This is a genomic window from Embleya sp. NPDC005971, from assembly GCF_040629175.1.
Classification (GTDB): Bacteria; Actinomycetota; Actinomycetes; order Streptomycetales; family Streptomycetaceae; genus Embleya.
On sequence record NZ_JBEXUX010000007.1, the window covers coordinates 17,007 to 29,986 of the forward strand.

A 12,980-nucleotide genomic window follows, 5' to 3' on the forward strand; every position below is an offset into this window, starting at 1 on the left:
AGTTCCCGGTGGTGTGCCGGGGAACCACCCGCCCGAGAGCGGTGGTTCGAGGGCTGCCCGGCCCACGCCGGTGACCCACGACCACGCGTAACAGCGCGGCCGGGTCGACATCCGACACGAAGACGACCGTCCCTTCGTTCCCACCTGGCGTCAGGACGGGCGCGCGAGGTACGCCGTCTTGGAGTCGGGCGAGAAGCCGCACGCTCGGTAGAACGCGTGAGTGGCGGGCTCGCGCGAACCCGTCAGCAACATCGCCTTGTAGCAGCCCGCGTCCCACGCGGCTCGGAGCGTGCCGGCCACGACCTGCCTGCCCAGACCCGAGCCCCGCAGGGTCTCTTCGACGACGACGTTCTCGACGACCGCGTACGGCGACGCGGATCGGGTGAGGTTCGGGATCACGTTCAGGTACGTCGTGGCGACGACGAGCCCATCGGCTTCGAGTACGTGGATGTGCAGGCCGGGCGAGTCCAGAATCTGCGCGAAGGCCGCCGCGTCGGACCCGTCCCGCAGAACCGGGTCCTCCGGGTGCAGTTGCCGGTAGAGACGCAGGACGGCTTCGAAGTCCCCGGACACGGCCTCGCGGAAGAGAATCATGGCCGCACGCTACGCGGCGACCGCCCGGCGGGAGACGATCAAGGACCCACCGGGCGCCTCACCGGACCCGGGCGGTGTTCGTGCTCGTGGTCGACGAGACCGGTGACGCGGAACGGTTGTACAAGTTTCGTGGGTGGCATCTCGGCTCCCGGGGCGCGGAGAGGGGGATCAAAAGTGTGGGGTCGGTGCGCCGTAGCGTGGTTTGCAGGTGGTGCACGGGATGGGGCGGCCCTCCCGATCCTCGCCGCGCCAGCCGTGTTGGCAGCCGCAGGCGGGGGACGGGGGCTCGGGCTGCGGGTCGCCGCTCACGGATCGGCGGAACGTCTCGCGCATCACGGTGTGTATTTCGATCGCCTCGTCGAGGCGGTAGAGGAGCACGGCCAACGGTGAGCGGATTCCGGGGCCGGTGAGGGGTCCTCGGGTGCGGATGGTGTCGGCGAGGTCGTGGATCAGGATGTCTCGGTTGGTGCGTCGGGCGAGTTTGAGGGCGACGCGGTGCAGGCCGGGCATCAGGAATTCGTGCGACTCGGGCGGGAGTTGTTCGACCAGGACCTTCGCCGCTCGAAACGACGCGTTGTCCGGCGGGCTCGCGCGGGAGGGAGTGGGGGGAGACCCCGTTCCTTCCCTGATAGAGGTAACCACAGGGAGCGGCTCATCCGGATGAACCGTTGAGGCGCTGTGGTGAGCGGTCGAGCGCCTGCGGGTCGTGTTCGGCGAAGGGCTCAACGGCTCATCCCGGTGAGCGGTTGAGTCGACGCTCAACGGTTCATCCGGATGAGCCGTCGAGGGCAGCAGCAGGGCGTACTCGCTGAACGACGAGCTGCCGTCCCCGAGTCGATGGCCGCGGTGGACCTGGAGCAGGAGCCCACGCTGCCGCAACGTGTCGAGTGCGCGACGAACGGTGGAGAGGTGGAAGCCACCGTCGGCGGCGAGTATGGCGTGCGTGACGCGGATACCGGTGCCGTCGGACTTCGCGTGGGATGCGAGCAACAGTGCGAACAGCAGCAGCGTTCGCTCGATCCCCGGATCACCCCGCACGACCTCCTGCCACCTGGCGCGACGCGCATATGGGGGAATCGTGGCGGGATCGGTGGTCGGGGAAGAGAAGTTCAGGCATGCTTGGGCTTGAGGATGCGCCGGTACCACGGCGTTGCCTTTCTGTCGGTTCGCTGCCTTACAGCGAGTTGACCGGCGGCGATCACCTTCTGAGGGGTGATCGCCGCTTTCCGTAGTCGAACCGTAACGGCCGTTTAATCGCCGATGCCCAACTTTCACCCGATCGAGCGACCAACCGTTTTTTGACGCCCCGTCACCGGTATCCCGGCGGATACGTCCCCCGAGCGGACGCGCTTCGACGAATCACCCTGGCAGCGCGCTGAGTTCGAGCCTCGACCCATCGCAAGGTCAGCGGGGCCGGGCGAGTCGAACGCCGCAGGCGCCCCGAAGGCGATCCGATCCGGAGCCTCGGCCACCGACACCCAGGCCCGGTACAACAGCGCGACCCGAGGCGGCACTTCGCGGATGTCGTGCATCGCGCCGAGTGCGATGGCCGAGGCGGCGGCACCACTCGTGAGCGCACCGACGTCCCGGGTTCGCACACAAGTGCTGCGGGCCGTCGCGCCGCCGGGGGCGAAGAACCGGGCCGCGGCGCCCCGTTCCGCCGTCTTGTACTGCCGGGCCGCCATCTCCGGCGTGATCGCGATGTTCTCGCCGAGGTTGACCGGGGCGGCCATCGCCCGACCGGACTTCGGCACGATCGCGCCGGCCCGCTACGGCGAGGATTGGGGCGCGTATCGAGTCGTGATCCATGTGCGGAATGTGCCTTCGTGGCACGGTCCGATCGACGGTCTTACGTGACGCGAGTGCAACCGACCGATCCGGATCGGGAGTTCATCGAGTCGTACCTGCCGATCGGCGATTACGGCCCGTATCCCGAGCGACTGCGGCAGCAGTTCGAGGGCGTGATCCGGCGGTGATCCGGGTCAAAGACCTCGTCAGGACCACCCGATGATCACGACTCGATGTGCCCCCCGGGCGCCGCGCCGAGGTGCCGGACGCCAAGGGTGGGCAGGAGTCGAGTCAACGGTCGACCAGCCGTGGCCGCAGGGCCGCACCCGTGGATTCCGCGGCGGTGTCGTCGGTGCCGACCGGGCCGCGCGGAAGCATCCGGTCCAGCCACCTCGGCAGCCACCAGTTGGCCCGGCCGAGGAGCGTCATGGTCGCCGGTACCAGCACCATGCGTACGACCGTGGCGTCGATGAAGATCGCGGTGGCCAGGCCGAGTCCGAACATTTTGATGGAGGGATCATCGGCGACGGCGAAGGACAGGAAGACCGCCACCATGATGAGGGCGGCCGAGGTGATGATCCGGGCGGTGCCCGCGACGCCCTCGACGATCGCCGTGCCGTTGTCGCCGGTGCGCAGGTACTCCTCGCGTACGCGGGAGAGGAGGAACACCTCGTAGTCCATCGACAGGCCGAACAGGATGGCGAAGAGGAACATCGGGATGAACGACACGATCGGAACCGTCGCTTCCAGCCCGATCAGTGCGCCTCCCCAGCCCCACTGGAAGACCGCGACCATGATGCCGTAGGCCGCGCCGATGCTCAGCAGGTTCAGCAGTACCGCCTTGAGCGGTACGAGTACCGAGCGGAAGACCAGCATCAGCAGCAGGAACGACATCGCCAGCACGGCGGCGACGAGCACCGGCAGGCGTTGGCTGGTGCGTTGGCCCACATCGGACAGGCTCGCGGCGGCGCCGCCGACGTGGGCCCTGGCCGGGCCGTGCCCGATCGCCGCGGGCAGCACGTCGGTGCGCAGCCGGGCGATGGTGTCGGTCGTGGCCTTGTCCTGGGGGCTGGTGGTCGGGAACACCACGAGGGTCGCGATGCCGGTGGCCCGATCGACATGCGTCGGCGCGACGTATGCGATGCCCGGATCCGCCGCGACCGTTGCGACGAGTCGGTCCAGCACTCCCGGATCACCGGCGGGGTCCGCGGCGATGACGAGGGGACCGTTGGTGCCCGGGCCGAACCCTTCGGCGACGAGGTCGTACGCGCGGCGCTCGGTACGGCTGTCGGGCAGTGAGCCGTCGTCGGGCAGGCCGACGCGCAGGCCGAGTACGGGCAGCGTCGCGGTCAGCAGCAGCCCCGCCGCGCCGACCGCGTACGGCACCGGGTGCCGGCTGACGTGCCCGATCCAGCGCCGCCACCCGGCGGCGGGGGCGGCGCCCGCCGCCGGGTCCCGCCGCCGTGCGAGTCGGCCCGGCTTCCTGGTCTGCAGAGCCCGGCTGATCCGGCCGGCCCGGGCCAGGCGTGGGCCGGCGGCGCCGAGGAAGGCCGGCAGCAGCGTCACCGACGCGACCACCATGATCAGAACGACGATCGAGACGGCGAACCCGCCGACCGTCATGAACGGCACGTTCGCGACCGCCAGGCCGAGGATCGATACGACGACGGTGCCGCCGGCGAAGACCACGGGCCTCCCCGCCGTGGCCACCGCTCGCCCCGCCGCCTCGCGGGGATCGAGCCCGCGCGCAAGGTATTCCCGGTGCCTGGCGAGCACGAACAGCGCGTAGTCGATGCCCACTCCGAGCCCGACCATGCTGCCCAGGACAGGGGCGAAGGTCGGGACGTCCGTCACCCCCGCCAGTAGCGTCATCGTGGCAACCCCGACGGTCAGCCCGAAGACCGCCATGCCGATCGGCAGCGCGGCGGCGACGAGCGAACCGAACGCCAGGAACAGGATCGCGGCCGCGGCGAGGATGCCGATCAACTCGCTTGCGCCGCCGTCGGGGTCGGAGAAGGCGTAGAAGAGGTTCCCGCCCATCTCGATGCGCAGGGGCAACTCGGCGCGCAGCCGGTCGCCGAGACCGACGAGGGCGTCGAGGTCCTCGGCCGACAGCCGGCTCTGGTCGGGGTACTGCACCCGGACGACCGCGATCCGCCCGTCGGCCGAGACAGGCCCGCCGCGCACGGCGGCGTCCCCGCCCGCGTCGAGCGCCCCCACCGGGTCGCTCGTACCGAGCACGTGCGGCAGCCGCTCCACCTCGCTCTGCAGCCGCGTGAGAGCGGTGCGCGCGCTGCCGTGGTCGAAGAACGTCGCACCGCTGTCGAGCGGGGTGACGACCACCTGGGCGGTCATCCCCTCCTGACCGGTGCCGGCCCGCTCGATCAGTTCCGCGGCCCGTTGGGAGTCCAGTCCCGGAGCGGTCATCGAGTCCGCGGTCCGCCCGCCGAAAGCGATCGCGGCGAGTACGGCAAGCGTGGCGGCGATCAGCCATGCCGCGATCACCCGCCAGGGATGGCGGGCGGCGCTTGCGCCCACGAACAAGAGGGCTTTCGAGAGCATCGGGTCCTCCAACCACCTCGCCGGCCGTCCTTGTACGGCCGCCGATGACGAGGCTCGTTGCCACGGCGCTCCGCGGCATCGGCCGGCGGGCCGCGGATCCCTCGGCCCCAGGGCGGGGTGACGTCCCGTCCTTTCGGCCGATGCGCGGCACGGCGCGATCCCTAGGCTGGGAATCGTGCTGCGAGACGACGTGAGAACCCTGTGGACCGAACCCCGGCCGCCCGACGCGCCCGCCCGGGTCTGGCGGGACTGGGCACTGCTCGCCGCGGGCCTGGGCGGTGTGCTGCTGGAGGCCACGCTGCGCGAGAACGTCGTGTGGCGGCCGGCGGCAGTGGTGCCGGCCGTCTGGCTGTGCGTGCTGCTCCTGTGGCGCCGGACCCGCCCGCTGACGACGGTCGTGCTCGCGTTCGGCTCGACGATCCTGCTCCAGGTGGCCTCGCTGGTCGCCGCACTCCACGAGTTCGTCGGCCTGAACACCGGCGTGATCGTGCTCGTGCTGGTGTATGCGCTGCCCCGGTGGGGATCGGGACGGGAGATCGTGCTGGGCGGCGCGGTGATCCTCGCGACCTTCGCGACGTGTGCCGTCACGGACGAAACGCCGGCCGCCGAACAGATCGTGGGCTTCGTCTTCCTGTTCCTGCCCGGCTTGGCCGGGGCCGCCGTGCGGTTCCGGGCCACCGCTCGCGGGCGGCAGCTGGAGCAAGTACGTTCCCGCGAGCGCGAGCAGCTCGCTCGGGAACTCCACGACACGGTGGCGCACCACGTTTCGGCCATCGTGATCCGCGCCCAGGCGGGCCGGGTGCTCGCGGGTACCGACCCGTCCGCCGCCGTCGAGGCGCTGGAGGGGATCGAGGAGGAAGGGGCGCGAACCCTGGAGGAAATGCGCGCCATGGTCACCGCGCTGCGCGACCGGGGAGCGGGCGCAGAGCCGGCGCCGCCTGCCGGCGTCGCGGATCTGGAGCGGCTGCTGCGTACCCCGGGTGGTCACCTCAGGGTCGACTTGGGGCTCGACGGCGAGATGGACTCACTGCCCCCGGCCGTGGGCGCGGCCGTCTACCGCATCGTGCAGGAGTCGGTGACCAACGCCAGGCGCCATGCGGTCAACGCGACCGAGGTCGTCGTCCGGGTCACCGCGGAGCGCCACCAGGTACGCGTGAACGTGCGCGACAATGGCCAACGCACCGGCCGTGGCCACGACGGATTCGGCCTTGCGGGGCTGCGCGAGCGCGCGGCCCTGCTGGGCGGCCGGCTGCAAGCCGGCCCAGGCGCCGACGAGGGCTGGCATGTCGAAGCCGAGCTGCCACGAGGGAGGACCGAGAGCGGTGGCCATCCGCGTTCTCGTCGCTGACGACCAGGCGATCATCCGCACCGGGCTGCGGATCATGCTCAACGCGCAGCCCGGAATCGAGGCGGTCGGCGAGGCCGCCGACGGACGGCAAGCGGTAAGTATGGCCCGCGAACTGCGCCCCGACGTCTGTCTGTTCGATATCCGCATGCCCGTGCTCGACGGGCTCCAGGCCACCCGGCTGATCGCCGGCCCGGGCGTCGCCGACCCGCTGGCCGTGGTCGTCATCACCACGTTCGACCTCGACGAATACGTCTACGGCGCGCTGCGCGCCGGCGCCCGCGGGTTCCTCCTCAAGGACACGGGACCGGAGCTTCTCACGCAGGCTGTTCGGTCGGCGTCCGACGGTGAGGCGCTCATCGCGCCGAGCGTCACCGTCCGTCTGCTCCAGACTTTCGCGGACTTCCCCGCCGGCCGGCCCGCAGCCCAGCCCGTCTCTCCCGTCACCGCCCGCGAGGAGCAGGTGCTCCTCGCCGTCGCTCGCGGGCTCACCAACACCGAGATCGCCGATGCCCTGCACATCAGCCTCAGCACGGTGAAAACGCACCTGGCCGGCCTGATGGCCAAGCTCGGCGCCCGCAACCGGGTCGAGATCGCGATGTGGGCCTACGAAACGCGCCGCATCATCCCCGGAACCTGAGCCGGGTGCCGGGTCGTCTCCCATGAGTCCCCGCCCGGACATCAGTGCACCGGTCGGCTCGGGTCGCCACCACGTGCCTCACCCGCCCCAGAGCGTGACGTACCGGGAGGCCGGAACCGGGACGGTGGGACACCCGATACGACAAGACTCCGGACGGCTACCCCGCCGGTCTCCACGCTGCGCGCCTCGATGATCCGGATCGAAGACCTCACCAGGACCACCCGATGATCACGACTCGATACGCGCCCTGGTACTTCTGCGGCGCCGCCGGTTGTTCCTGCAACGGCTGCTGCTTCCGGGCGATTTCGCGCGCCACCGGCAGCGCGTCGATCGACTCGGTGCTCGCGCCGCGCGCCGGCGCGCTGTCGACCTTGAATCCGTCGTCACCCACCCGGGGTCTCCGTCGTCTCCGGCTCGCCGTTCCACCGACTCGCCCGCAACCGCACCGGAGATCTCCCGCGCCGGCGGCAAGGCATCCCGTGCGGCTCCCGCGCCTTCGCGCTCCGGCTCGGTCATGTGTGCGCCCCCGCCCCTCGACCGAGCGTCACCCCGGCGCCCGTGTTCGCCCGCGCGTCACCGATCGGTTGCCCACAGCTACCCGTTCCCGGGCGAACCGCACCGCAGGCTGCTACTAGGCTGGCCGAGCAGACCAGCGTGCCCCTTGATCAAGGAGAAACTCGTGCCGTCCATCGACGTCATCCACGCCCGGGAGATCCTGGACTCCCGAGGGAACCCCACGGTGGAGGTCGAGGTCGTCCTCGACGACGGCAGCTCGGGCCGTGCCGCCGTGCCGTCCGGCGCTTCCACCGGCGCCTTCGAGGCCGTCGAGCTGCGGGACGGCGACCCGGCCCGCTACGGCGGCAAGGGTGTGCAGAAGGCCGTGGACGCGGTCAACGAGCGCATCTACGAGGAGATCGCCGGCACCGAGGCGGACGACCAGCGGCTGATCGACCAGGCGATGATCGACCTGGACGGCACCGAGAACAAGGCCGAACTCGGCGCCAACGCGATCCTGGGCGTCTCGCTCGCCGTCGCGCACGCCGCCGCCGAATCGGTGAACCTGCCGCTGTTCCGCTACGTCGGCGGTCCGAACGCGCACGTGCTCCCGGTGCCGATGATGAACATCCTCAACGGTGGTGCGCACGCCGACACCAACGTCGACGTCCAGGAGTTCATGATCGCGCCGATCGGCGCGGAGACCTTCGCCGAGGCGGTGCGCTGGGGCACCGAGGTCTACCACTGCCTCAAGTCGGTACTCAAGGCCCGCGGCCTGGCCACCAGCATCGGCGACGAGGGCGGCTTCGCGCCGAACCTGGAGAACAACCGCGCCGCGCTGGACCTGATCGTCGAGGCGATCGAGATGGCCGGCTACACCCCGGGCAGCGACATCGCGCTCGCGATGGACGTGGCCGCGAGCGAGTTCTACACCGACGGCGCGTACGTGTTCGAGGGCGGCAAGAAGACCTCGGCCGAGATGTCGGCCTACTACGCCGAGTTGGTCGCGGCGTACCCGCTCGTGTCGATCGAGGACCCGCTGGACGAGAGCGACTGGGAGGGCTGGGTCGCGCTGACCGCGCAGCTCGGCGACAAGATCCAGCTCGTCGGCGACGACCTGTTCGTCACCAACCCGGAGCGGCTGGCGCGCGGCATCGAGGAGAAGGCGGGCAACGCCCTTCTGGTGAAGGTCAACCAGATCGGCACGCTGACCGAGACCCTGGACGCCGTGTCGCTCGCCCACCGCAACGGCTACCGGTGCATGATGAGTCACCGGTCCGGCGAGACCGAGGACACCACGATCGCGGACCTCGCGGTGGCCACGGACTGCGGCCAGATCAAGACGGGCGCCCCGGCGCGCTCGGACCGGGTGGCGAAGTACAACCAGCTGCTGCGCATCGAGGAGATCCTCGACGACGCGGCGGAGTACGCCGGCCGCGGCGCGTTCCCGCGCTTCGACGGCTGACACCCGGTCGAGCGGAACACCGCCGACGCCGCATCGAGTGAACGGCGGGAGGACGCGTGAGCGAGCAGCGCGAGGACGGCCGCAGGACGACCGCTCCGACCAGGGCCGCGCGCGCGTCCCGAGCCGTCGCACCGCCGCGTCAGGCACGCGGTGACCGTTCGGCGGCACCGGCCACACCGAGGGTCGTCGCCGCGGTCGGGTCCCTCAAGGACTCGGCCGCGGCGGCGAGCCTGGGTCGGCTGCGCCGGCGCGGCGGCGGCAAGTGGATCGTGCTCACCCTGGTGGTGCTGAGCCTGGCCGTCGCGCTGGTGTACCCGCTGCGGCAATACCTGGACCAGCGCGCCGAGGTGCACGACCTGCGCGAGAGCACCCGCAAGCAGCAGGCCGAGACCGAACGCATGCGGTCCGATCTGGAGCGCTGGAACGACCCGGCGTTCGTGCGCCAACAGGCGCGCGAGCGGCTGCACTACGTCTACCCGGGCGATACCGCCTACCTGGTGGTGCCGCAGCCGGGCGAGCCGGGCAACCCGGCGCCGCCCACGCCCGCCCGGGCCGGTTCGCCGCCCTGGTACCGGGGCCTGTGGGACTCCACCCGCGACGCGGACCGGGCCGGTATGCCGACCGCGAGCGTGGCGCCCTCGCCCACGCCGACGCCCGCCGCCTCGATCGGATAGCGGACTCGTCCACCACGTCCGGGCGGGACCGGGACGGCACCCGGATCGAACGTCGGTCCGAATCACTCAGCGAAACAGGAAATACTCGCCTTCATGGATCAGCACGACATCGACGCCGTCAAGGCGCAGCTCGGCCGTACCCCGCGTGGTCTGCGCGGCGTCGCACACCGGTGCCCGTGCGGGTTGCCCGACGTCGTGGAGACCGCTCCGCGCCTGGAGGACGGCTCGCCCTTCCCGACGCTGTACTACCTGACCTGCCCGCGCGCGGCCTCCGCGATCGGCACCCTGGAGGCCAACAACGTCATGCGCGAGATGAGCGCGCGCCTGGCCGAGGACGAGGACCTCGCGGCCCGCTACGCCGCCGCGCACGAGGACTACCTGGCCCGACGGGACGCGATCGAGGTACTGGAGGGCTTCCCGTCGGCCGGCGGCATGCCGGATCGGGTCAAGTGCCTGCACGTGCTGGCCGGCCACGCGCTGGCCGCCGGGCGGGGCGTCAACCCGCTCGGCGACGAGACGTTGGACGCGTTGCCCGACTGGTGGGCCAAGGGCCCGTGCGTGTGCGTGGACCAACCGGACCAGCCGGACCAGGCCGCCGAGGCCGACGACGCCGACGACGCAGCCCCGAAGGACGAGACCCGATGACCCGACGCGTCGCCGCGATCGACTGCGGCACCAACTCCATCCGCCTGCTCGTCGCCGACCTGGACCCGGCCGCCGGGACATTGGTCGACCTGGACCGCCGGATGCGGATCGTCCGACTCGGCCAGGGCGTCGACAAGACCGGCCGACTGGCCCCCGAGGCGCTGGAGCGCACCTTCGCCGCCTGCCGCGAGTACGCCAAGGTGATCGGCGAACTGGGCGCCGAGCGGCTGCGTTTCGTGGCCACCAGCGCCAGCCGTGACGCGGAGAACCGGGAGGTGTTCCGATCCGGGGTGCGCGAGATCCTGGGTGTCGAGCCCGAGGTGATCTCCGGCGACGAGGAGGCCGCACTGTCCTTCGCCGGAGCCACCCGGGAACTCGCCGGGTCCGACTCCGTCGAGAAGCCGTACCTGGTGGTCGACCTCGGCGGCGGGTCCACCGAGTTCGTACTGGGCGACGATCGGCCCGAGGCGGCCCGATCGGTGGACATCGGCTGCGTCCGGATGACCGAGCGGCACCTGCGCTCGGACCCGCCGACGCCGGAGCAGATCGCCGCCGCGATCGCCGACATCGAGGCCGCGATCGCCCGGGCCGCGGAGGTGGTCCCGATGGATCGTGCCCGCACCCTGGTCGGCCTGGCGGGCTCGGTGACCACGGTCGCCGGCATGGCGCTGGAATTGCCCGAATACGACTCGACCGCCATCCACCACGCGCGGCCGACCCTCGATCAGGTCCGCGAAGTGACCGCCCGCCTGCTGGCGAGCACGCACGCCGAACGCACGAACATCCCGGTGCTGCACCCGGGGCGGGTGGACGTGATCGGCGCGGGTGCCCTGGTGTTGCGCACGATCATGGAACGCACCGGCCTGACCGAGGTCGTGGTCAGCGAGCACGACATTCTGGACGGCATCGCCTGGGGCCTGGCCGAGGGCTGATCGGGCCGACGGAGGCCGGCCGGACGACCGGGAACCATGTCCAACGTTCGGACACCCGGAAAAGTTTGTGAATCCCTTCACATGGCCGCGGAGGCAAAACTTGGCCATGTGAGCCGCTTTTCCTCCCGATGGGCCGGTCGTTCGGCGCCGGCGCCTTCGAACGTGGTGGTCGCCCCCGGTTCGAGGTGGAGATCACATTGCGCCGTCCCCGGGGTCCTCGGGCAGGATCGACGCAGGTCATCGGGACCGGGTCGGTGGACAAGCCGGCCGAATAGGGTCGAGTGAATCCCCCTCGACGGCACACCGTGCACAAATGCACAAGCAAAAGGACGAAGGGTACCAGACGGCCCCTTCGGTACTTCGCGCGGCCTCGAAGCACCGGCGAGTTCGATCGGTGGATACTTCCAAACATGAGCAACACGGATCGCCCTCGCATCCTTATCGTCGGCGGCGGCTACGTTGGTCTGTACGCCGCGCAGCGCATTCTCAAGAAGATGCGCTACGGCGAAGCGACCGTCACGGTCGTCGACCCGCGGTCGTACATGACCTACCAGCCCTTCCTCCCGGAAGCGGCCGCCGGCAGCATCTCACCGCGCCATGTCGTGGTGCCGCTGCGCCGTGTCCTGCCCAAGGCCGAGATCGTCAACGGCCGGGTCACCTCCGTCGACCACGACCGCAAGGTGGCGCTCGTCGAGCCGCTCGCGGGCGATTCCTACGAGCTCGGCTTCGACTACATCGTCATCGCGCTCGGCTCGATATCGCGGACCTTCCCGATTCCCGGCCTGGCCGAGAACGGCATCGGTCTCAAGACCATCGAAGAAGCCATCGCACTGCGCAACCACGTGCTCGGGCAGCTCGACCTGGCCGACTCCACCACCGACGAGGAGATCCGCCGCAAGGCGCTGACCTTCTGCTTCGTCGGCGGCGGCTTCGCGGGTATCGAGGCGCTGGCCGAGGTCGAGGACATGGCGCGCGACGCGGTGCGCTACTACAAGAACCTCAAGCGCGAGGACATGCGCTTCGTGATGGTGGAGGCGGCCAACCGCATCCTCCCCGAGGTCGGTCCGGAACTCGGCGCCTGGACGCTGGAGCGCCTCAAGGCCCGGGACATCGAGTTCCACCTGGAGACGTCGCTCAAGTCCTGCGTCGACAAGCACTGCGTGCTCTCGAACGACGTCGAGTTCGACGCCTCCACGATCCTGTGGACGGCGGGCGTCAAGCCGAACCCGGTGTTGTCGGAGTACGGTCTGCCGCTCGGCCCGCGTGGGCACGTCGACACGCGCACCACCCTTCAGGTGGTCGGCATGGACAACGTGTTCGCCGCCGGCGACAACGCGCAGGTGCCGGACCTCGCCGCGGGCGAGGGTGCCTGGTGCCCGCCGAACGCGCAGCACGCGGTGCGGCAGGCGCGGGTCCTGGGCGACAACGTCGTCTCGGTGATGCGTGGGTTCCCGCCGAGCGACTACAAGCACAAGAACCTCGGTGCGGTTGCCGGTCTGGGCCTGCACAAGGGTGTCGCGGTGATGTTCGGCAAGTTCAAGCTCAAGGGGCTGCCGGCCTGGTTGTTCCACCGCACGTACCACGGGGCGATGGTGCCCACCTTCAACCGGAAGACCCGGGTATTCGCCGACTGGACGTTGTCGGCGTTCTTCCGGCGGGAGATCGTCTCGCTCGGGGCGATGGAGCACCCGCGGGACGAGTTCGCCGAGGCGGCGCTGCCGGCGCCTCGGGCGGCGGTCGAGCCCGCGGCCAAGGCGTAGTTCGCGCTCGGGCCCGGTACGCACTCGCGCGTTCGCGCACGGGTGCGTACCGGGCCCTTTGCGTTCGTCCCGCGGACGGG

13 protein-coding genes are annotated in these 12,980 nt (G+C 70.7%); 8 read left to right on the top strand and 5 right to left on the bottom strand.

Going from position 1 to position 12,980, the window contains the following annotated elements:
- Positions 1 to 150: 150 nt before the first annotated feature.
- The 3 genes from ABZ374_RS08980 to ABZ374_RS08990 all read right to left on the bottom strand — a co-directional run bounded on the left by ABZ374_RS08980 (position 151) and on the right by ABZ374_RS08990 (position 2,327).
- A complete protein-coding gene (locus ABZ374_RS08980) occupies positions 151 to 594 on the bottom strand; it encodes a GNAT family N-acetyltransferase (protein WP_360308430.1) in 444 nt (147 codons plus the stop codon).
- Between the two features lie 168 nt (positions 595 to 762).
- A complete protein-coding gene (locus tag ABZ374_RS08985) occupies positions 763 to 1,740 on the bottom strand; it encodes a hypothetical protein (protein WP_360308433.1) in 978 nt (325 codons plus the stop codon).
- Between the two features lie 125 nt (positions 1,741 to 1,865).
- Positions 1,866 to 2,327 carry a hypothetical protein gene (locus ABZ374_RS08990; protein ID WP_360308436.1) on the bottom strand — a complete coding sequence of 154 codons (462 nt, stop codon included), beginning with the start codon at positions 2,325 to 2,327 and terminating at the stop codon, positions 1,866 to 1,868.
- A 120-nt stretch (positions 2,328 to 2,447) separates the two neighbouring features.
- Here ABZ374_RS08990 and ABZ374_RS08995 point away from each other — a divergent pair, with 120 nt between their 5' ends.
- Positions 2,448 to 2,570, top strand: coding sequence for a hypothetical protein (locus ABZ374_RS08995; protein ID WP_360308909.1), 123 nt, complete (start codon positions 2,448 to 2,450; stop codon positions 2,568 to 2,570).
- Between the two features lie 103 nt (positions 2,571 to 2,673).
- Here the strand turns inward: ABZ374_RS08995 and ABZ374_RS09000 are convergent, their stop codons facing one another.
- The gene (locus ABZ374_RS09000) at positions 2,674 to 4,944 is read right to left on the bottom strand and encodes an MMPL family transporter (protein ID WP_360308439.1); all 2,271 of its coding nucleotides are present in this window, start codon (positions 4,942 to 4,944) and stop codon (positions 2,674 to 2,676) included.
- A 175-nt stretch (positions 4,945 to 5,119) separates the two neighbouring features.
- On the opposite strand from ABZ374_RS09000, the gene ABZ374_RS09005 reads away from it, so the two are divergent.
- Both ABZ374_RS09005 and ABZ374_RS09010 read left to right on the top strand, forming a co-directional pair.
- Positions 5,120 to 6,292 carry a sensor histidine kinase gene (locus tag ABZ374_RS09005; RefSeq protein WP_360308442.1) on the top strand — a complete coding sequence of 391 codons (1,173 nt, stop codon included), beginning with the start codon at positions 5,120 to 5,122 and terminating at the stop codon, positions 6,290 to 6,292.
- Entirely contained in the window at positions 6,267 to 6,929 is a 663-nt protein-coding gene (locus ABZ374_RS09010; protein ID WP_360308445.1) for a response regulator transcription factor, read from the top strand. Before ABZ374_RS09005 ends, ABZ374_RS09010 begins: the two co-directional genes overlap by 26 nt.
- 208 nt (positions 6,930 to 7,137) lie before the next feature.
- Here the strand turns inward: ABZ374_RS09010 and ABZ374_RS09015 are convergent, their stop codons facing one another.
- The gene (locus ABZ374_RS09015; protein ID WP_360308448.1) at positions 7,138 to 7,320 is read right to left on the bottom strand and encodes a hypothetical protein; all 183 of its coding nucleotides are present in this window, start codon (positions 7,318 to 7,320) and stop codon (positions 7,138 to 7,140) included.
- A 288-nt stretch (positions 7,321 to 7,608) separates the two neighbouring features.
- Between ABZ374_RS09015 and eno the strand changes: the two genes are divergently transcribed.
- From eno to ABZ374_RS09040, 5 genes are all read left to right on the top strand, one after another.
- Positions 7,609 to 8,889: a phosphopyruvate hydratase gene (gene eno / locus ABZ374_RS09020; RefSeq protein WP_360308451.1), complete on the top strand. Its 1,281-nt coding sequence runs from the start codon at positions 7,609 to 7,611 to the stop codon at positions 8,887 to 8,889.
- 56 nt (positions 8,890 to 8,945) lie between these two features.
- Positions 8,946 to 9,563: a septum formation initiator family protein gene (locus ABZ374_RS09025; protein WP_360308454.1), complete on the top strand. Its 618-nt coding sequence runs from the start codon at positions 8,946 to 8,948 to the stop codon at positions 9,561 to 9,563.
- Positions 9,564 to 9,656: 93 nt separating this feature from the next.
- Positions 9,657 to 10,208 (top strand): DUF501 domain-containing protein, encoded by a 552-nt coding sequence (locus tag ABZ374_RS09030; RefSeq protein ID WP_360308457.1) that lies wholly within the window; start codon positions 9,657 to 9,659, stop codon positions 10,206 to 10,208.
- Positions 10,205 to 11,140, top strand: coding sequence for a Ppx/GppA phosphatase family protein (locus ABZ374_RS09035; protein ID WP_360308460.1), 936 nt, complete (start codon positions 10,205 to 10,207; stop codon positions 11,138 to 11,140). The genes ABZ374_RS09030 and ABZ374_RS09035 overlap by 4 nt, the downstream gene beginning before the upstream one ends.
- 410 nt (positions 11,141 to 11,550) lie before the next feature.
- Positions 11,551 to 12,900, top strand: coding sequence for an NAD(P)/FAD-dependent oxidoreductase (locus ABZ374_RS09040; RefSeq protein WP_360308463.1), 1,350 nt, complete (start codon positions 11,551 to 11,553; stop codon positions 12,898 to 12,900).
- Positions 12,901 to 12,980: the final 80 nt, after the last annotated feature.

Bases quoted from the DNA above. Each gene is read 5' to 3' on its own strand.
- ABZ374_RS08980 (WP_360308430.1), bottom strand. From the start codon at position 594: ATGATTCTCTTCCGCGAGGCCGTGTCCGGGGACTTCGAAGCCGTCCTG.
- ABZ374_RS08990 (WP_360308436.1), bottom strand. From the start codon at position 2,327: ATGGCCGCCCCGGTCAACCTCGGCGAGAACATCGCGATCACGCCGGAG.
- ABZ374_RS09000 (WP_360308439.1), bottom strand. From the start codon at position 4,944: ATGCTCTCGAAAGCCCTCTTGTTCGTGGGCGCAAGCGCCGCCCGCCAT.
- ABZ374_RS09030 (WP_360308457.1), top strand. From the start codon at position 9,657: ATGGATCAGCACGACATCGACGCCGTCAAGGCGCAGCTCGGCCGTACC.
- ABZ374_RS09035 (WP_360308460.1), top strand. From the start codon at position 10,205: ATGACCCGACGCGTCGCCGCGATCGACTGCGGCACCAACTCCATCCGC.
- ABZ374_RS09040 (WP_360308463.1), top strand. From the start codon at position 11,551: ATGAGCAACACGGATCGCCCTCGCATCCTTATCGTCGGCGGCGGCTAC.